At 73.6% G+C, this 18,442-nt stretch carries 20 protein-coding genes; 9 read left to right on the top strand and 11 right to left on the bottom strand.

Annotation, left to right across the window (positions count from 1 at the left end):
- Positions 1–95: 95 nt before the first annotated feature.
- Positions 96–1,343: a threonine ammonia-lyase gene (gene ilvA, locus H488_RS22805; RefSeq protein ID WP_017832418.1), complete on the top strand. Its 1,248-nt coding sequence runs from the start codon at positions 96–98 to the stop codon at positions 1,341–1,343.
- Positions 1,344–1,428: 85 nt separating this feature from the next.
- Here the strand turns inward: ilvA and H488_RS22800 are convergent, their stop codons facing one another.
- From H488_RS22800 to H488_RS22790, 3 genes are all read right to left on the bottom strand, one after another.
- Positions 1,429–1,638, bottom strand: a complete 210-nt coding sequence (locus tag H488_RS22800) for a hypothetical protein (RefSeq protein ID WP_017832417.1) — start codon at positions 1,636–1,638, stop codon at positions 1,429–1,431.
- Between the two features lie 7 nt (positions 1,639–1,645).
- The gene (gene greA / locus H488_RS22795; protein ID WP_017832416.1) at positions 1,646–2,149 is read right to left on the bottom strand and encodes a transcription elongation factor GreA; all 504 of its coding nucleotides are present in this window, start codon (positions 2,147–2,149) and stop codon (positions 1,646–1,648) included.
- A gap of 269 nt (positions 2,150–2,418) precedes the next feature.
- Complete coding sequence (locus tag H488_RS22790) at positions 2,419–2,844, bottom strand: DUF4307 domain-containing protein (protein WP_017832415.1); 426 nt, start codon at positions 2,842–2,844, stop codon at positions 2,419–2,421.
- A 204-nt stretch (positions 2,845–3,048) separates the two neighbouring features.
- Here H488_RS22790 and mca point away from each other — a divergent pair, with 204 nt between their 5' ends.
- Both mca and H488_RS22780 read left to right on the top strand, forming a co-directional pair.
- The gene (mca, locus tag H488_RS22785) at positions 3,049–3,927 is read left to right on the top strand and encodes a mycothiol conjugate amidase Mca (protein ID WP_031282471.1); all 879 of its coding nucleotides are present in this window, start codon (positions 3,049–3,051) and stop codon (positions 3,925–3,927) included.
- An 8-nt stretch (positions 3,928–3,935) separates the two neighbouring features.
- The gene (locus H488_RS22780; protein ID WP_017832413.1) at positions 3,936–4,307 is read left to right on the top strand and encodes a hypothetical protein; all 372 of its coding nucleotides are present in this window, start codon (positions 3,936–3,938) and stop codon (positions 4,305–4,307) included.
- A 76-nt stretch (positions 4,308–4,383) separates the two neighbouring features.
- Here the strand turns inward: H488_RS22780 and trhA are convergent, their stop codons facing one another.
- Positions 4,384–5,091 carry a PAQR family membrane homeostasis protein TrhA gene (gene trhA, locus H488_RS22775; protein WP_017832412.1) on the bottom strand — a complete coding sequence of 236 codons (708 nt, stop codon included), beginning with the start codon at positions 5,089–5,091 and terminating at the stop codon, positions 4,384–4,386.
- A gap of 174 nt (positions 5,092–5,265) precedes the next feature.
- On the opposite strand from trhA, the gene H488_RS22770 reads away from it, so the two are divergent.
- Complete coding sequence (locus H488_RS22770; protein ID WP_017832411.1) at positions 5,266–6,027, top strand: isoprenyl transferase; 762 nt, start codon at positions 5,266–5,268, stop codon at positions 6,025–6,027.
- Between the two features lie 190 nt (positions 6,028–6,217).
- Positions 6,218–7,567, top strand: a complete 1,350-nt coding sequence (locus H488_RS22765) for a PhoH family protein (RefSeq protein ID WP_017832410.1) — start codon at positions 6,218–6,220, stop codon at positions 7,565–7,567.
- A gap of 10 nt (positions 7,568–7,577) precedes the next feature.
- Here H488_RS22765 and H488_RS22760 read toward each other — a convergent pair whose 3' ends face one another.
- Complete coding sequence (locus H488_RS22760; protein ID WP_017832409.1) at positions 7,578–8,333, bottom strand: hypothetical protein; 756 nt, start codon at positions 8,331–8,333, stop codon at positions 7,578–7,580.
- Positions 8,334–8,399: 66 nt separating this feature from the next.
- Here H488_RS22760 and H488_RS22755 point away from each other — a divergent pair, with 66 nt between their 5' ends.
- Both H488_RS22755 and H488_RS22750 read left to right on the top strand, forming a co-directional pair.
- Entirely contained in the window at positions 8,400–8,924 is a 525-nt protein-coding gene (locus H488_RS22755) for a prepilin peptidase (RefSeq protein ID WP_150110290.1), read from the top strand.
- A 61-nt stretch (positions 8,925–8,985) separates the two neighbouring features.
- Positions 8,986–9,456: an NUDIX hydrolase gene (locus H488_RS22750; protein ID WP_017832407.1), complete on the top strand. Its 471-nt coding sequence runs from the start codon at positions 8,986–8,988 to the stop codon at positions 9,454–9,456.
- Between the two features lie 120 nt (positions 9,457–9,576).
- On the opposite strand, the gene H488_RS22745 is transcribed toward H488_RS22750, so the two are convergent.
- The 3 genes from H488_RS22745 to H488_RS22735 all read right to left on the bottom strand — a co-directional run bounded on the left by H488_RS22745 (position 9,577) and on the right by H488_RS22735 (position 12,433).
- Complete coding sequence (locus tag H488_RS22745) at positions 9,577–10,998, bottom strand: class II fumarate hydratase (protein WP_017832406.1); 1,422 nt, start codon at positions 10,996–10,998, stop codon at positions 9,577–9,579.
- Positions 10,999–11,075: 77 nt separating this feature from the next.
- Complete coding sequence (locus H488_RS22740; RefSeq protein ID WP_017832405.1) at positions 11,076–11,726, bottom strand: carbonic anhydrase; 651 nt, start codon at positions 11,724–11,726, stop codon at positions 11,076–11,078.
- On the bottom strand, positions 11,723–12,433 hold the full coding sequence (locus tag H488_RS22735; RefSeq protein ID WP_017832404.1) for a DUF4245 domain-containing protein: 711 nt from the start codon (positions 12,431–12,433) through the stop codon (positions 11,723–11,725). Before H488_RS22735 ends, H488_RS22740 begins: the two co-directional genes overlap by 4 nt.
- Before the next feature lie 297 nt (positions 12,434–12,730).
- Here H488_RS22735 and glpX point away from each other — a divergent pair, with 297 nt between their 5' ends.
- Both glpX and H488_RS22725 read left to right on the top strand, forming a co-directional pair.
- The gene (gene glpX, locus H488_RS22730) at positions 12,731–13,678 is read left to right on the top strand and encodes a class II fructose-bisphosphatase (protein WP_109222828.1); all 948 of its coding nucleotides are present in this window, start codon (positions 12,731–12,733) and stop codon (positions 13,676–13,678) included.
- Between the two features lie 223 nt (positions 13,679–13,901).
- Entirely contained in the window at positions 13,902–15,077 is a 1,176-nt protein-coding gene (locus H488_RS22725) for a hypothetical protein (protein ID WP_017832402.1), read from the top strand.
- Positions 15,078–15,087: 10 nt separating this feature from the next.
- Here the strand turns inward: H488_RS22725 and H488_RS22720 are convergent, their stop codons facing one another.
- From H488_RS22720 to purE, 3 genes are all read right to left on the bottom strand, one after another.
- A complete protein-coding gene (locus H488_RS22720; protein WP_031282466.1) occupies positions 15,088–16,107 on the bottom strand; it encodes a lipid II:glycine glycyltransferase FemX in 1,020 nt (339 codons plus the stop codon).
- Positions 16,108–16,162: 55 nt separating this feature from the next.
- The gene (locus tag H488_RS22715) at positions 16,163–17,779 is read right to left on the bottom strand and encodes an LCP family protein (protein ID WP_017832400.1); all 1,617 of its coding nucleotides are present in this window, start codon (positions 17,777–17,779) and stop codon (positions 16,163–16,165) included.
- A 66-nt stretch (positions 17,780–17,845) separates the two neighbouring features.
- A complete protein-coding gene (gene purE / locus H488_RS22710) occupies positions 17,846–18,331 on the bottom strand; it encodes a 5-(carboxyamino)imidazole ribonucleotide mutase (RefSeq protein ID WP_051063721.1) in 486 nt (161 codons plus the stop codon).
- Positions 18,332–18,442: the final 111 nt, after the last annotated feature.

Here is an 18,442-nt window from a genome sequence, read left to right as displayed (position 1 = left end):
TGGTGCGGCAGCAAAAGCAGTTCGAAAACGTGGCACGACCCAGCGGGTCCCGCACGGCCCCGCACCGACGCACCGACCGGGAAAGAAGACGCACCGTGAGCCTGGCCGAACTGCCCGTCCGTCTCGCCGACATCCAGGACGCCGCCACGCTCCTCGAGGGCGTGATCGACCGGACCCCGGTGACCCACTCCCGGGCGCTCTCCCGGCTCATCGGCTCCGAGGTCAACCTCAAGGCCGAGAACCTGCAGCGCGCGGGCTCCTTCAAGGTCCGCGGCGCCTACGTGCGGATGGCCAAGCTCACCGACGAGGAGAAGGCCCGAGGTGTCGTGGCGGCCTCCGCCGGCAACCACGCGCAGGGGGTCGCCCTCGCCGCCGCCAAGCTGGGCATCACCGCCCGCATCTACATGCCGCTGGGCGCGGCCCTGCCCAAGATCGCCGCGACCCAGGACCACGGCGCCGAGGTGATCCTGCACGGCACCAGCGTGGACGAGGCCCTCGCCGAGGCCCAGCGCCACGCCACCGCGACCGGGGCGGTGTTCGTCCACCCCTTCGACCACCCGGACATCGTGGCCGGGCAGGGCACGCTCGGCCTCGAGGTGCTCGAGCAGGTGCCCGACGTCGACACCGTCATCACCGGGGTGGGCGGCGGGGGGCTGCTCGCCGGCATGGCCGTGGCGGTCAAGGCCCGCGCCGAGCAGCTCGGCCGGCCGATCCGGCTCATCGGCGTGCAGGCGGAGAACGCCGCCGCCTACCCGCCGTCCCTCGCGGGGGACGCGCTCGTGACCCTCGACCGGGTCTCGACCATCGCCGACGGCATCGCCGTGGGCAAGCCCGGGCAGCTGCCGTTCAGCATCATCAAGGAGCTCACCGACGACGTCGTGACGGTCTCCGAGGACTCCCTCGCCCAGGCGCTGATCTTCCTGCTCGAGCGCAACAAGCTCGTGGTGGAGCCGGCCGGCGCCGTCGGCGTCGCGGCCCTCCTGGACGGCCGCCTGCAGGCCGCGTACCCGGACCTCGGCAACACCGTGGTGGTGCTCTCGGGCGGCAACGTCGACCCCATGCTCATGCTCAAGGTCATCCAGCGGGGGCTCTCCGCCGCCGGCCGGTACATGACCATCAAGATGATGCTCACCGACCGCCCGGGCGAGCTCGCCCGCATCTCCGAGCTCATCGCCGTCCAGGACGCCAACGTCACCGGCGTGGACCACACCCGGATCGGCGGCTCCCTCAGCCTGGGGGACGTGTCCATCACCATCGACATGGAGACCAAGGGGCACGAGCACTGCCGCCAGATCCTCCGGGCGCTCGAGGCGGAGGGCTACCACCCCGTCGTCGTGCACTGACCGCCGCCGGGCACCGGTCCCGGCCCCCGACGACGACGGCGCCGGTCCCCGCGGGGACCGGCGCCGGTGTCGTCCGGGGGCGGCGTCAGGTGCGGCGCCGGCCGGTGAGGTAGGTGACGAACGCGCTGACGAACGTCGCGAAGACGAAGACGTTGCGCAGGCTGCCGGGGGCGCTCGCGGCGGGGTCGCCCTGACCCGCGAAGTGCAGCACCACGGCCACGACCCCGAGCACCGCCGTCAGGACCATCAGCGCCTTGGTGCCGGGGCCGGGGCTGCGCAACCAGTGGGTCGTCACGGGAGCCTCAGACCTTGAACGGCTTGGCGTCCAGGATCTTGACCGGGATCTCCTTGCCGTTGGGGGCGGTGTAGGACAGCTCGTCACCGACCCGGTGGCCGGAGATCGCGGAGCCCATCGGGGACTTCTCGGAGAAGACCTCCAGCTCACTGCCGGCGGCCAGGTCCTCGGCCACCTCGCGGGAGCCGATGAGGAAGGTCATCGCCTCGCCCGCGATCTCCGCGGTGACGACCATGCCGGCCTCCACGACCCCGTCGTCGGCAGGGGCCTCGCCGACCTGGGCGTTCTCGAGCAGGTTCTTGAGGTGGACGATGCGCCCCTCGTTCTTGCTCTGCTCCTCGCGGGCGGCGTGGTAGCCGCCGTTCTCCTTGAGGTCGCCCTCCGAGCGCGCCTGGTCGATGCGCTCCACGATCTCGTGCCGGTACGGGCCGGAGATGTGGTCGAGCTCCTTCTTCAGGCGGTCGTAGGCCTCCTGGGTCAGCCAGGCGCCGGTCTTGTTCGTGGTGGTCACAATCTCTCCTCGGTGAACGGTCGGTCGGGCCGCGGCAGTCCTCCCGGGGTCCGGGCGGGTCCGCGGCGGACCGGGACGACGGCGTGGGGGCCGCCGGCGGTGCGGGGGTCCGCTACGCAAAGACCCCGCCCCGGTGCGGGTCGTCCGTTTCGGACGGTGTCCGGCTGCCGGGGACGGGGAGTCCTGCTGCCCAGTCTAGGCGGGGCGGGCGGACAAGCCCAAAGGCCCGACGGCGGCGGCGACACACGGGCGGGACGACCGCCGGGGGCTCAGTCCTCGAGCCAGCAGGAGTCCACGACCGCGGTGGTCGCCAGGTTGGTGGTGCGCACGGCCGCGCGGTGGGAGCTCGTCCCGCCGTCGCCCAGGCGGTCCTCGGGCACGGCCCCGATGGTCACCTCGGACCAGCCCACCACGGCGTACTCCTGGTTGAGGGCCTGCACCGCGCACGTGACGACGTCCTCGGGACGCTTGGTGAGCTCGAAGTCCGCCGTGGCCCGCGCCTCCGAGACCACCTCGAAGCCGATGTCCTTGAACGTGGGGGCGCTCTGCCGCGCCGTGACCACCCAGACGACGAAGACGGCGGTGACCAGGGTGGCCGCCAGGGCGAGACCGATCCAGCCGCGCGTCCCGATCCGGCGCTCGCGGCGGGGGGCTCCGTAGCGGTCGCGGAGCAGGTCTGGGGAGTCGGTGGACACGGCGGCCTCGGGTCTCGGGGGCAAGGGGGCGGCGCCGGGCCCGGCGACCGCCCGACCACTGTAGCCGAGGCCCCTGGGAGCACCCCGGGCGCAGGACCGCCCGGCGAACGCGTAAAATGGGCCGCGGCCCGTGCCCGCACCGGCCGCTTCCCCGACTCCCCGACCGTTCCCGAGAGGACCCCCCGAGTGACCTCCCTGTCAGAGATGCGCCTGCTGGCCGTCCACGCCCACCCCGACGACGAGTCGAGCAAGGGCGCCGCGACCATGGCCCACTACGTCCGGCAGGGGGTCGAGGTCATGGTGGCCACGTGCACCGGTGGGGAGCGGGGCTCGATCCTCAACGCCGAGATGGAGGGCCACCCGCACGCCGAGCGGGACCTGACCGGTCTGCGGCGGCACGAGATGGCGCAGGCGGCCGCCGCGCTGGACGTCGACCACCGCTGGCTCGGCTTCATGGACTCGGGGCTGCCCGAGGGGGACCCCCTGCCGCCGCTGCCGTGGGGCTGCTTCGCCCTGCAGCCGCTCGAGCGCGCCGCCGCGCCCCTGGTCCGGCTCGTGCGCCGGTTCCGCCCGCACGTGATCCTGACCTACGACGAGAACGGCGGCTACCCGCACCCGGACCACATCCAGACGCACAACGTCTCCGTCGAGGCGTTCCGCGCCGCCGGCGACCCCGAGCGGTACCCCGGCCTCGGCGAGCCGTGGACCCCGCAGAAGCTCTACTACGACCGGGCCTTCAACCTGGAGCGCTTCGTGGCCCTGCACGAGGCCCTCGAGGAGCGCGGCCTGCAGTCCCCGTACGCGGCCCGGATCGCGATGCTGCAGGAGAGCGACCCGGAGGGCCACCGCCCGCCGGCCCCCCGGCACGAGACCACCACCAAGGTGCGCTGCCCGGACACGTTCGCGCTGCGGGACGAGGCGCTGCGCAGCCACCGGACCCAGGTGGCGCCGGACGGGATGTTCTTCGCCGTCTCCGCCGAGCTGCAGTCCCAGGTGTGGCCGTGGGAGGACTACGTCCTGGCGGAGTCCCGGGTGCCGACCGACCTGCCGGAGCACGACCTGTTCGCCGGGATCGTGGGCTGAGCGCCGGGATGACCACCGTGCTGAACGTGCTCGCCCTGCTGCCGGCGATGGCGCCCAACCCGATCGACGAGGGCACGCTGCGCCCCGGCCTGGACCCGAGCCAGGTGACCCCCGGGATGCTGGGGTTCCTCATGACGCTGCTGCTGGCCGTGGCCGTCATCTTCCTCGTGCGCGACTTCAACCGCCGCAACCGGCGGCTGCGCTACCGCGCGGAGTACGCCGAGCGCCGCGCCGCGGAGGAGCGGGCCGGCGGCCCCGCCGGGACCGACAGCGCCGGGACGGACGGCGCCGACGCCAGGACCGGCGCCGACGGCGACCGGGCCGGGGGAGGGCCGGCGGCGCGGGCCGAGGAGCCGGAGGGGCCCGCCCCGCGCGGCTGAGGCAAGAGCCCGGCCCCGCAGGCGCGGCCCCCGGGGCCCGCGGAGCCCGGTGAGCGGGTGGGCGGGGCGGAGCCGCTCAGCGGAGCATCGCGAGCATGATCGCCACGTAGTGCAGCACGAAGCCCAGCACCGTGAAGGCGTGGAAGACCTCGTGGAAGCTGAACACCTCGGGGAGCAGGCGCGGCCGCCGGGTGCCGTAGACCACGGCGCCGGTGATGTAGGCGATGCCGCCGGCGGCGGTCAGCGCGGCCGCCGGGGGGCTGATCTGCCAGAACTGCGGCAGGTAGAAGAGGGCCAGGCAGCCCATCACCACGTACAGCGGCGTGTACAGCCAGCGGGGCGCCAGGGTCCACAGCAGCCGGAAGAGCACCAGACCGGCGGCGCAGGACCAGATCACGACCAGCAGCAGCCGGGACTGCGGCGGGTCCAGCAGCGCGACCGCCAGCGGGGTGTAGGTGCCGGCGATCAGCAGCGCGATGTTCGAGTGGTCCATCCGGCGCAGGACCATGTGCAACCGACGGGGCCAGTAGGCGCGGTGGTAGATCGCCGACACGCCGAACAGCAGGATGCCCGTCACGCCGTACACGGCGCACGCGATCCGCAGCTCGGTGCTGGGCGCCAGCAGGATCGCCACGAGACCCAGGGCGACGACGACGGGCGTGAAACTCGCGTGGATCCAGCCCCGCCACGCGGGCTTGCGCTCCACGAGTCCCTCGATCCCGTGCTCGACCGCCTCCTCGACGCGGCCGGCGGCCCGGCGGGCGGCGCTGTGCGTGTGCTCCATCATGTTCCTCCCGGCGTGCTGTGCGTGAGTCCGTCCGGTCTCCCACCGGGTAGTTTAGGAGGCGTCGCCGAGAGCCGGCCGGGTCCGTGACCACCACCACGCCCGGCACCGTGGCCCCCACCACGTCCGGCCCGACCCCCGACACCGTGCGCGAGAACCCGGGAGGAAGCACAGATGCCCAAGCCACGGCCGCTCTACCGGTTCTACGAGCGCCGGCTCTCCGCCGAGCTCGATCCGCGGCGGCTGCCCAAGCACGTCGGCGTCCTCGTGGACGGCAACCGGCGGTGGGCCAAGCAGTTCGGCGCCTCGACCGCGGACGGGCACAAGGCGGGCGCTCAGAAGATCGTCGAGTTCCTCGGCTGGTGCCGGGAGCTGGACATCGAGGTGGTCACCCTCTACATCCTCTCGACCGAGAACCTCAAGCGCCCGGCCGCGGAGCTGGAACCCCTGCTCGAGATCATCTCCGATCTCATGGACACGCTCACCGAGACGGGCATCTGCCGGGTCCAGCCCGTCGGCGCCCTCGAGATGCTGCCGCCGCAGCTCGCGGCGTGCCTGGCCGACCTCACGGAGCGCACCGCGGGCAACGCCGGCCCGCACCTGAACATCGCGGTCGGCTACGGGGGCCGGCAGGAGATCGTGGACGCGGTGCGGGAGGTCCTCACCGATGCCCTCGACGCCGGCGCGGACGTCCGGGAGCTCGCGCAGAGCCTGTCCGTGGAGGACATCTCCCAGCACCTCTACACGCGCGGGCAGCCGGACCCGGACCTGCTGATCCGCACCTCGGGCGAGCAGCGGCTGTCCGGGTTCCTCATGTGGCAGTCCGCCTACAGCGAGTACTACTTCTGCGAGGCGCTGTGGCCGGACTTCCGGCGCGTCGACTTCCTGCGGGCGCTGCGGGACTACGCCTCGCGGCAGCGGCGCTTCGGCGGCTGAGCCCACCGGACCCCGCCCGTCGTCGTCCCGGACGCCGTCCCCGGTCGCGGCGCCGGGCACGTCCGGGGCGGTCGCTGGCAATTTGTGCGCCGTTCACCGTTTCTGCTCGCGCGGCGGGTCCGGTCCGCATACGTTGTCCTCAGGCGGACGGCGCTGACGCCGCCCGCCGGACCGAGGAGGAAGGGCCACCATGAGCATCTCCAAGAAGCAGGAGCGCATCACCGACATCTCCGCCCCCCTGGGCGCCGGGGTGCGCTCCTACGTGATCGACACCTCGGTGCTGCTGTCGGACCCCCGGGCGATCCTGCGCTTCGCCGAGCACCAGGTGGTGCTGCCCGTCATCGTCATCACCGAGCTGGAGGGCAAGCGGCACGACCCGGAGCTGGGCTACTTCGCCCGGCAGGCCCTGCGGCTGCTGGACGACCTGCGCGTGGAGCACGGCGGGCTCAACCGGCCCGTGCCCCTCGGGGACCAGGGCGGGAGCCTGGTGGTGGAGCTCAACCACGTCTCGGACACCGTCCTGCCGGTGAGCTTCCGGCTCAAGGACAACGACTCCCTGATCCTGGCGGTGGCGCTGAGCCTCGCCAACGAGGGCAAGGACGTGTGCATCGTCTCCAAGGACCTGCCCATGCGGGTCAAGGCCTCCGCCCTGGGCCTGGAGGCCGAGGAGTACCGGGCCGAGTGGGTCGGCTCCGACGTCGAGTGGTCCGGGACCGCGGCCCTCGAGGTCCCCGACGACGTGGTGGACCGGCTCTACGGCGGCGAGGCCGTCGTGGTCCCGGGCGCCGAGGGGCTGCCGGCCAACACGGGCCTGACCCTGCACTCCGTGCGCGGCAGCGCCCTGGCCCGGGTCCGCGCCGACGGCTCCGCCCGGGTGGTGCGCGGGGACCGGGACGTCTTCGGCGTGCACGGGCGCTCCGCCGAGCAGCGGCTCGCGATCGATCTCCTGCTGGACCCCGAGGTGGGCATCGTGTCGCTGGGCGGGCGCGCCGGCACCGGCAAGTCCGCCCTGGCCCTGTGCGCGGGCCTGGAGACGGTGATGGAGCGCCGGGAGCACCGCAAGGTCATGGTCTTCCGTCCCCTCTACGCCGTGGGCGGCCAGGAGCTCGGCTACCTGCCCGGCTCCGAGGAGGAGAAGATGAACCCGTGGGGCCAGGCGGTGTTCGACACCCTCGGGGCGCTGGTCTCGCAGGAGGTCGTCGAGGAGGTGCTCGACCGGGGCATGCTCGAGGTGCTGCCCCTGACGCACATCCGCGGCCGGTCCCTGCACGACGCCTTCGTGATCGTGGACGAGGCGCAGTCCCTCGAGAAGAACGTGCTGCTCACCGTGCTGTCCCGGATCGGGCAGAACTCCAAGGTGGTCATGACCCACGACGTCGCCCAGCGCGACAACCTCCGGGTCGGCCGCCACGACGGCGTGACCGCCGTGGTCGAGGCGCTCAAGGGCCACCCGCTCTTCGGCCACGTCACGCTGACCCGTTCGGAGCGCTCACCGATCGCCGCCCTGGTCACGGAGGTCCTGGGCGACCTGGACAGCTGAGCCGGGGGCCTCAGGGGCCGACGGGCCAGGGCAGGTGCCTGCTCACGTCCGTGAGGTCCAGGGGCACCGAGCGGAAGAGGTCGTCGATGAAGTACTCGTCCACGGCCTCGATCCGCAGGTCGTGGCCCGTGCCGGCCAGCGGGCCCTCGAGCACCTCGGAGCGGACGCAGACGGCCGTCCGCTCGTCCAGGAGCACCCGGGTGCGGGCCGGGGCCAGGGGGTGCCCCGGCGTCGTCGGGGTGTAGGCGTGGCCGGGGACCACCACGGCGCCGCGCACGGGCCGCCCGTGGTGGGTGCCGGTGCGGACGTCCTCGACCGTGCAGGGCCGCCGCTCCGGCAGGTAGGGCGGCACGGGGGCGTCCCCGGCCAGCTCGACGGGGTCGAGGATGGCCTGCCAGCGGCCGCCGCCGAAGACGGGGTCCCCGTAGGCCGCCTCGGGCCTGCGCTCGACGAGCCCGGAGTCCGTGAACACCGGGGCCACCAGCTGCGGCGCGAGCAGCCACGAGGCCGAGGTCGAGGCGACGTAGAAGTCGTCGCGCGACTGCTCCCGCGTGGTGGCCGTGTAGAGGGGGGTGCCGTCCAGGGCCTCGACGCGCAGGCCGTCCGGGCGGCGGACCCAGGCCCGGACGGGCCGGCGGGGCGCGGCGTCCGCGGGTGCCGGCCAGGACAGCACGAACCGCAGGGTGTCCCAGCGCCACGGGGAGGAGCGGCTGAGCGCGCAGAACTCGTCCTGATCGGTGGGCGCGGGGACGGGGGAGCGGTGCATGACCCCAGTCTAGGGAGGGCCCCTCGCGTCCACAGGCGCCCCGTCCCGGCCGGGGCCGGGGCTACGATGCCCGGTGTGGGCACCATCCTGACCGAGCAGTTCACCCGCGGGGACGCCGCCGGGTGGGCCGCCGGGGCGCTCGCACTGCTCGGCACCGCCGTGCTCGTGGTCGCGTGCGCGTGGCTGTGGCGCACCGACGTGCGGGAGCACCGGCTGCCCGGCCGCGTGGTGCGCCCGCTGTACCCCGTGTGCGGGGTGCTGCTGGGCGGGGCGGCGGTGGTGGCCGGCGAGCCGGTCCGGCTGCTGTGGATGCTGTGGGGCCTGGTGGTCGTGGGCGGGCTCTACGTCCTGCTCCGCATGCTCCACCCGGCCGGGATGGGCATGGGCGACGTCCGGCTCTCCGGTCTGCTCGGCATGTGCCTGGGCTTCGTCTCCGTCTGGCACGCCGTGCTGGGGGCGGCGGCCGGGTTCGTGCTCGGCGGTCTGGCCGGGGCGGTGCTCGTGGTGCTCGGCCGGGTCGACGCCCGCTCCCGGGTGGCGTTCGGTCCCGCCATGATCACCGGGGCCCTCGGGGTCCTCCTGCTGCTGTGACGCGCGCCGGCCTGTCAGAATGGGCCGGACCCCACCCCGAGACGCCGCACGAGGAGCCCGCATGCCCACCCCCGAGTTCGTCCTGTCCCTGCGGCAGAAGATCGGCCACGACCTCCTGTGGCTGCCCGCCGTCACCGCCGTGGTGCTGCGCGAGGACGGCCGGGTGCTGCTGGCCCGGCGCAGCGACAACGGCAACTGGGGACTGGTGAGCGGGATCGTGGAGCCCGGCGAGGAGCCGGCGGTCACGGCGGTGCGCGAGTGCCTGGAGGAGACCGGCGTCGTCGCCGTCGTGGAGGAGCTCGTGGCGGTCAGGGCGGGGGAGCCCGTGCAGTACCCCAACGGGGACCGCTGCCAGTTCCTGGACCACACCTTCCGCTGCCGCTGGGTCTCCGGCGAGGCCCGCGTCAACGACGACGAGTCGCTCGAGGTCGGCTGGTACTCCATGGACGAGCTCCCGCCGATGCCGACCCACCAGCTCGAGCGCCTGCGGGCCGCGCGGGCGCACAGCGGCCCGCCCCGCTTCGTGGTCTGAGCCCCCGGATGCCGCGAGGGGTCGCGAACTGAGCCCGGACACAGCGAGGGGTCGCGTCCGGAGGGAATGTCGCAGCATTTCCGTCCGGACGCGACCCCTCGGTGCGCCGGGAGCGCAGGGTCAGGTGTTGGGGCCCGTCATGGTGGTGACGTCCAGCGCCCGGTCCAGCTGCTCCTCGGTGAGCTGGCCGTTCTCGACGTAGCCGAGGGCGATGGTCGCCTCGCGCACCGTCATCTTGTTCGCCACGGAGTGCTTGGCGATCTTCGCGGCGGCCTCGTAGCCGATGGCCTTGTTCAGCGGGGTCACGATGGACGGGGACGCCTCGGCGAGGAAGCGGCAGCGCTCCGTGTTCGCCTCGAGCCCGTCGATCATCTTCTCCGCCATCACGCGCGAGGAGTTCGCGAGCAGCCGGATGGACTCCAGCAGGGCCGAGGCCATGACCGGGATGCCCACGTTGAGCTCGAACGCCCCGTTGGTGGAGGACAGCGAGACGGTGGTGTCGTTGCCGATCACCTGCGCGCAGACCTGGATCGTGGACTCGCAGATCACCGGGTTGACCTTGCCGGGCATGATCGAGGAGCCGGGCTGGAGGTCGGGGATGAGGATCTCGCCGAGGCCGGTGTTGGGGCCGGAGCCCATCCAGCGCAGGTCGTTGTTGATCTTCATGTAGCTGTAGGCGACGTTGCGCAGCTGCCCGGAGGCCTCGACCAGGCCGTCCCGGTTGGCCTGGGCCTCGAAGTGGTTGCGGGCCTCGGTGATCGGCAGCCCGGTCTCCTCGGCGAGCAGCTCGATGACGCGGGCGGAGAAGCCGGCGGGGGTGTTGATGCCGGTGCCCACGGCGGTGCCGCCCAGCGGGACCTCGGCCACCCGCGGCAGCGAGGACTCGACCCGCTCGATGCCGTAGCGGACCTGCGCGGCGTAGCCGCCGAACTCCTGGCCCAGGGTGACGGGGGTCGCGTCCATGAGGTGGGTGCGGCCGGACTTCACGACGTCCTGGAACTCCGCGGCCTTCCGCTCGAGCGACTCGGCGAGCTGCGTCATGGCCGGGACCAGGTCGTTGATCAGCGCGCCCGTGACGGCGACGTGCACGGAGGTCGGGAAGACGTCGTTGGAGGACTGGGAGGCGTTGACGTGGTCGTTGGGGTGGACCTCGACGTCCGTGCCCTCGAGCGCCTGGTTGGCGAGGGTCGCCAGCACCTCGTTGGTGTTCATGTTGGAGGACGTGCCGGAGCCGGTCTGGAAGACGTCGATCGGGAAGTGCTCGTCGTAGGCGCCGGTGGCGACCTTGTCCGCGGCGTCCGCGATGGCGCGGGCGCGCTCGTCGTCGAGCACCCCCAGCTCCGCGTTCGCCTTGGCGGCGGCCTTCTTGATCTGTGCCAGCGCGACGATGTGCTGGGGCTCGAGGGGCTTGCCCGAGATGGGGAAGTTCTCGACCGCACGCTGGGTCTGAGCGCGGTACAGGGCGTTCGCGGGAACGCGGACCTCGCCCATGGTGTCGTGCTCGATGCGGTACTCGGTGGTCTCTGCGGTGGTATCAGCCATGGCGCCAGTCTAGGACAGCGCCGGGTGACGCCCGGCACGGCGACCCGGGGTGACGGCCGCCGTGCCGGGCGCCCGGTTCAGCGGCCCGGAAGCCAGGTGCCGTGCCCGTGGACGAGCTCCGCCTCGCCGTCCTCCAGGTGGTAGAAGACGCCGACCACCGCGACCTCGCCGTTGGAGACCGCGTCCGCGATCACCCGGGACTGCTCCATGAGGCGGGAGGCCGTCTGCTTGGTGTGCTCCACGACCGCCGCGTTGACGTCCTGGTGGCCGTGGCGCTGGGTCTCGAGCACGGAGGGCATGATCCGCTCGATGAGGTCCCGCTGGAAGCCGCGGGGCATCTGCCCGGAGCCGGCGACGCTGTGCGCGGCGGTCACGGCCCCGCACGAGTCGTGGCCGAGGACCATGATCAGCGGCGTGCCGAGGTTCGCGACCGAGTACTCGATCGAGCCGAGCACGGCGTCGTCGATGACCTGCCCGGCGGTGCGCACCACGAACGCGTCGCCCAGGCCGAGGTCGAAGATGATCTCGGCGGCCAGCCGCGAGTCCGAGCAGCCGAAGATCACGGCGAACGGGTTCTGCCCGCCGGCCACGGACTGCCGCCGGGAGGCGTCCTGGTTGGGGTGCATGGACTCGCCCGCCACGAAGCGGGCGTTGCCCTCGCGCAGACGCTGCCAGGCGGCGGCCGGGGTGCGGGGCGAGGTGTCGTCGGGGCGGGTGTCCGGGGTCATGGCATCTCCGTGGTTCGCGGGGCAGGGGCGTCGGTGAGGTCCTCGGCGACGGCGGCGGCCAGCCGGTCCAGCTCGGCGCCGGACGCGTCGCCCTTGAGCACGACGGTGGAGCCGTTGACCTCACCGGTGTACACGGTCAGCGCGTCCTGGTTCCGGGACTCCTCCCGGACGTGGACGTCCCACGGCACGCCGCCCACGTCGACCGTCGCGGTGGCGGGGACGGCCTCGGCCTGCTGGGCCAGCCACGTGGGGTTGGCCATGGACGTCTGCACCAGGCCGATGAAGCTGCCCTGCGGGGTGGCCCAGCCGATCTCCCAGAAGGGCACTCCCTCGGCGGCGCCGCCGTTCCACCGGGCGTAGTTGGCGGTCCAGTCCTCGCCCGGCTCCGGCACGACCGGGGTGAAGGGCGCCTCGTCCGCGACGAAGTCCGCCTCCTGGGCGACGTCGACGTCGGGGCGGTACGGCTGGGCGTCGGGGCGGGGCTGGAGCCACACGAACGGCAGGACCAGCAGGAGGAGGACCGCCATGGAGATGATCATCCCCTGCACCGGGGCGTTGAGCCGCCGGGCCTGCTTCTCCGTGATCTGCGGGAGCGGCTGCTCCGGGGCCTCGGCGGCCTCGGAGCCCGGCGCGGTGCCGGGGCCCGCGGCCGCGGGGTGCTCTGCCGAGGGGTGCTCTGCGGGACGGTCGGGGGTCGAGGAGCTCACCCGTCCATTGTGCCCTGTCCGCCGGCCCCTGTCCGCCGCGCCCGCCCGCCCTCCGTCCGCCGCCCCCCGCTCCCTCCGCGCCGGACCCGCCCGGACGCACCCGGCCGCAATGTGGCCCAGGTCGCGGTCCGCGGAGGCGTGGGCGATATGCTGGGCGGGACGTGGACCGCGCCCGCGGCCGAGCCCGGCCCGGGGGTCCCGAAGAACGTGAACTCGAAGGTGAGGAACAACGTGGCCGAAGAATCCACCGGAACGATCCCCGCGCGCACCAACAACGTGGCCGACCGCAACCTGGCGATGGAGCTGGTGCGGACCACCGAGGCGGCGGCGATCGCCGGCGGCCAGTGGGTCGGCGCCGGCGACAAGAACGCCGCGGACGGGGCGGCGGTCGACGCCATGCGGTCCCTGCTCTCCACCGTGCACTTCAACGGCACCGTGGTCATCGGCGAGGGCGAGAAGGACGAGGCCCCGATGCTCTTCAACGGGGAGCAGGTGGGTGACGGCTCCGGGCCGGCCTCCGACGTCGCCGTGGACCCGATCGACGGCACCCGCCTCACCGCGCTGGGCATGAACAACGCCCTGGCCGTCATCGCGGTGGCCGACGGCGGGTCGATGTTCGACCCCTCCGCCGTCTTCTACATGGACAAGCTCGTGGTGGGCCCGGAGGCCGCGGACTTCGTGGACCTGCGCCTGCCCGTCAAGCAGAACCTGCACCTCGTGGCCAGGGCCAAGGGCGTCAACATCAACCAGCTCACCGTGTGCGTGCTGGACCGCCCTCGCCACCAGCAGCTCGTCGACGAGATCCGCGCCACCGGCGCCCGCACCCGGATGATCCTCGACGGGGACGTGGCCGGCGCGATCGCGGCCTGCCGCGAGGGCACCGGCGTGGACGTCATGATGGGCATCGGCGGCACCCCGGAGGGCATCGTCACCGCGTGCGCCGTCAAGGCCACCGGCGGCATCATCCAGGGCCGGCTCGCCCCGGTCGACGACGACGAGCGCCAGAAGGCCCTCGACGCCGGACTGGACCTGGACGCGGTGCTGACCACCGACGACCTCGTCACCTCGGACAACTGCTTCTTCTCCGCCACGGGCATCACCGACGGGGACCTGCTGCGCGGCGTGCGCTACCGCGGCCGCCGCATCACCACCCAGTCCATCGTGATGCGCTCCCGCTCCGGGACCGTGCGGATGGTCGAGGCCGAGCACCTGGCCTCCAAGTGGGAGAAGTACGCGCGCCACTGAGCCTGACGCTGAGCCTGACACCGGGCCGTCGCCGGGCCCGGCCGGCACGGCCGTGACAGGACCCCCGCACCGACCTCCGGTGCGGGGGTCCTCCCGTCCCCGTCGCACCGTGTCCGGCCCCTCTCCCAGCCCCTCCCGGCCCTAGACTGGAGGCCGAACTGCGGGCGCCGACCGCGGTCCCCCAGCCGGGGCGGAGCGCCCGGGTGACGAGGAGGATCCCCACGTGAGCACCACGGTCAGCCCCTGTCCCAACCGCAAGACCTGGGACGCCACCGTCCGGGTGACCGGCGGGCACCCGCAGCAGCTGTGGGGCATCGGCGAGGCCCAGGTCTCCGCCGAGGGCCCCGGTCTCCGGGTCGACCGCGTCATGGTCCACGACGCCGAGCAGCGCACCGTGGGCTACGCGCAGCTCTACCTGCGCTCCGAGGCTGAGCGCGTGGTCGCCGGGACCGTGCACTGCCACGTCCACCGGCCCGAGGACCTGCCCGTGGTCGCCGCCGCCCTCGCCGACTGGGCCCGGGAGGAGCACTCGGCCGTCCTGCTGCGCTTCCAGGCCGACACCCTGCGCGCGCCCGGCACCCCGGAGGCGCTGGAGGCCGCCGGGTTCACCAGGCCCGCCGCGGGCGCCGGGCCGGAGGAGCCCCGGCGGCTGGAGGTGGTGCTCGGGGAGACCGAGCGGGACCTCTCGCGGCGGCTCTCGGAGGCCACCCTGGACCGCTGCCGCACGGCACTGCGCACCCCGGGCGTGACGGTGCGGGAGGTCACGGCGGGCAGCCGGGTCCTCGCGAACATCGGGCTGCGGACCCGGCTCATCACCCAGCTGCTGGAGGACCTGGGCGAGGACTCGCTGCTGCTCGTGGCCACCGAGGCCGCGGAGGACGGCCGCGAGGCCGCCCTGGGCTACCTGTGGTTCGTGCACACGCGCGGTCTGGCGATGATCTACCGGCTCGGCTTCACCCGCCGGGGCCGGGACCTGGGCGTGGACGACGCCCTGCTGCTGACCGGGATCGTCGAGCTGCAGAAGCGGCGCGTGCAGCGACTCGACGGCGGCGACCCGGACGAGACGGAGGTGCCGCTCGTGGTCCGCGAGCTGGCGGCGACGGAGCGCCCGGTGCTGGGCCCCTGGGAGAAGGCCCTGGGCCGTGGCCCGGCGGGGGAGTTCTCGGAGGACGTCGCCGAGGCCGCCGCCGAGGCCTCGGGGACCGCGGTCGCCGCGGAGCTGGGCCTGGGCGAACCGGCCCCGGCGTGGTCCCCCGACCTCGGGGAGCCGGACGACGTGCCCGAGGACGACGACGGCGCGTCCCGTCCCGTCCGGGGGCGTGCCCGGCGGGCCCGGGACCTCACCCGCCGCGTGGTCGGCGAGAGCATCTCCGCCCTCCGGGACGCGGCGGGGCGCTGAGACCGGGCGCTCAGGACTCCCGGCGGCGCATCCCGGCGACGGACTCCCGGAGCCGGCCGGTCAGGCCCGGGAGGCTCTTGCGGACCGAGACGGCGGCCTCCCGGGCGGCGCGCACACCGGTGTACGCGGCGTACTTCCCGCGGCTCAGCGGCAGGTCCCAGGTCCCGGGATAGGACTCCGGGCGGCCGCCGAAGGACTTCTTGAACTTCGTGAAGCCGTGCCACGGGTGGTCCGGGCCGGCGTCCTCGGGCGCGGTGCCGAAGAGGTCGAAACGGCTCAGGCCCTTCTGCTTGGCGTCCAGGACCATCCGCACGACCAGGGGGATCCCCGCCGAGAGCCTGCGGTGCTCGAAGTCCATCGCGGCGTGGGCATAGGTGCGGGTGTCGTCGGAGTCGTAGACGAGGGAGGCGCCGATGGGCTCCCCGTCCAACCGGGCCACGTAGAGGGCCGCCGCGCCCACGGGCATGAGGCTGCGGGCGGCCTCGCGCAGATAGGCGTCCTGCTGCCGGGCGAAGTCCTTGCGCTCGGCCGTGGCCTCGAGGAAGCCCAGCAGCACGTCGACGTCCTCGGGGTCGGCCGAGGTCGTGAAGGTCACGCCCTTCTTGGCGATGTTGCGGTGCAGGTTGCGGTTGGTGGACTTCATGTCCTTGAGGATCGCGTCCTCGTCCTGGATGAGGTCGATGACCTGGGTGTGCCCCGGCTGCACCTGCCGGGGGGCGGGGCGCAGCCCGCGCCGGCGCAACGACGCCTCGGGCGTCTCGAGCCCGTCCGTCACCGCGGCGTCGACGGGCTCCACCCGCACGAACCAGCAGCGCTCGGACCGGGCGGTGCGGGCGAGGTCGTCGAGCGCGGCTTCGAAGGCCTGCGGGGTCCGGGCCTCGGGGCCGTAGGGGCAGTAGAGGTAGCGGCCCGTCCGGCCGCCCTCGAGGATCGCGAGGTAGCGCCATCCGTCCCCGGAGGCCTGGAACACCTTGTGCCCCAGGTTCCGCTGGAATCCGGCCCATGCGTTCGACTGCAGTATGTTCGCCACGCCCCCACTGTACCGGGGCGTCGGAGCGCCGCCGGCGCCCCGCGGTCCGGGCCGGTCAGGGCACCGAGCAGGTGCCGTTGGGCGTGAGCTCCTGCGTCCCCACGAGGGGCTTCGCCGCCGCGAGGGGGGCGGCCATCGCGATCCCGGAGCCCACCGGGGTGCCGGCCGGCAGGGCCTCCGCGTCCCGCGCGCCGCGGTCCGTGGCCTCTTCGAGCACCCGGTCGAGGTCCTCGTGCAGCAGGTCGAAGTCCGGGTAGGTGGGGAAGGACGGGTCGTAGTACGGCGGGCCGGCGGCGTACTGCACGAGCTCGTGCTCCTTGGCCTTCAGCGCCACGTCCACGAACGAGCCGATCTGGCTCTGCGGGATGTCGGTCTCGACGACCTGTGTGCCCGAGTTCGCGAGGTCCTCGAACCGGGTCAGCACGTTGACGGGGTTGAGCTGCTTGAGCATCGCGGCCTGCACGCAGCGCTGGCGCGCCTGGCGGTCGTAGTCCGTGGCCCCCTCGCGGGACCGGGCGTACCAGAGGGCGTGGTAGCCGTCCAGGCGCTGGACGCCAGGCTCGATGTACCCGAAGATCTCGTTCGGCAGGCCCGTCACCAGGTCGGTGCCGCCGCCGATCGGGACGCGCCCGCCGACGTCGATGGTGATCCCGCCGAGGGCGTCGACGAGCTGCTCGAAACCGTTCATCTCGACGATCGCGTAGGCCTGGACCTCGATGCCGAGGACGCCCGAGGCGGCGTCCTTCATGGCCTCGGCGCCGGGGTCCGCGGCGTCCGGGTAGAGCTCGGCGTGGTTGTTCGTGACGTCGGTGTAGAGGGCGTTGAGGATGCACTCGTCGCCGCAGTCGAAGCCCTCCGGATAGACGTCGGCCAGCGGCGAGTCTGAAGGGAAGGGCGCGTTCTGCAGGTTGCGCGGCAGGGAGACGGTCACGGTCCGCCCGGAGTCGGCGTCCACGCTGAGCACCGTCATCGAGTCGGGGCGGCGGCCCGAGCGGTCCTCCCCGGAGTCGGTGCCCATGAGCAGGATGTTGTACCGCCCGTCCGCGGGCCGGAAGGGCAGCCCGCCCCCGAAGACGTCCGAGACCGCACCGCGCGTCACGGACAGCAGGTAGGCGGACCAGGCCAGTCCGCCGGAGGTGACGAGCATGAGCGCCACGGTGGCCGCGGCCACCGCGCGGCGGGTCCGCTGCACGAGGAGGCCGGGCCGGATGAGCCGGAGGGTGTCGAAGAAGAGCAGCGCCCATCCCACCGCCAGGGCCACGAGCCCGGCGATCAGGAGCAGGGACGTGAACGAGTTCGTCAGGAACCAGACCAGGGGAGTGCGCCACAGCACCAGGGACAGGAGCGCCAGCGCCGCCGCGGCCCAGACCACCACGTCGACCTTGAGGACCGCCCGGCCGACGGCCCGCCGGCCCGCGACGAGCTGCGCGCTGCCGGGGACCACGAGCGTGGACAGCAGCAGCGTCCACGCGCGCCGGGCCCGGGTGCCGTCCCCGGCGTGCTGCGGGTGGCGCAGCGGATCCGTGAGCCGGGGCGGGCTCGCCGCGTCGTCGTCGACGCCCCGCACGGCCGTCACGGCGTCGGGCGGGAGGTCCCGGGACCGGGAGCCCTCGGCGGACGGGTCGTGGGGCGGGCGGGGATCGTGCTCAGCGCGGGGGGTGTGGCTGTTCACGGGCAGCTCCGGCGGGGAAGGGCGGGCAGGGGGAAGGACGGGAGGGCGGGAGCGCGGGCGCCCGGGTCAGCCGTCGAGGCGGGTGCGCAGGGCGGCGCCCTTGGCGTGGGCGGTCTCCCGGAGCTCGTCGGCGAAGCGCAGGAGCTGCCGGCGCAGGGCCTCGGCCTGCGGGCCCGCGCCGGCGGCGAGGATCCGGGCGGCCAGCAGCCCGGCGTTGCGCGCCCCGCCGATGGACACGGTGGCCACCGGGACGCCGGCGGGCATCTGCACGATCGACAGCAGCGAGTCCATGCCGTCGAGGGTCTTCAGGGGGACGGGGACGCCGATCACGGGAAGGGGCGTCACCGAGGCGAGCATCCCCGGCAGGTGGGCGGCGCCGCCGGCCCCGGCGATGATCACCCGCAGCCCCCGCTCGTGCGCCCGCTGACCGTACTCGATCATCTCGGTGGGCATCCGGTGGGCGGAGACGACGTCGGCCTCGTACGCGATCCCGAACTCCTCGAGGGCGGTGGCGGCGGCCTCCATCACGGGCCAGTCGGAGTCCGAGCCCATCACGACGCCCACGACGGGCTGCTGCTTCTCGTTCACTGGTGCTCCTGGGCTGCTCGGCGGGTGGGGGCCGCCATCGCGGTCCGGTCTGGGGCTACGCTATCCGTCCCGGCT

The sequence above is a fragment of the Kocuria sp. UCD-OTCP genome (genome assembly GCF_000349605.1).
In the GTDB taxonomy this organism is placed as follows: Bacteria; Actinomycetota; Actinomycetes; order Actinomycetales; family Micrococcaceae; genus Kocuria; species Kocuria rosea.
Note: the sequence above shows the minus strand (reverse complement) of the source record. Positions and strands in the feature narration are given on the sequence as shown.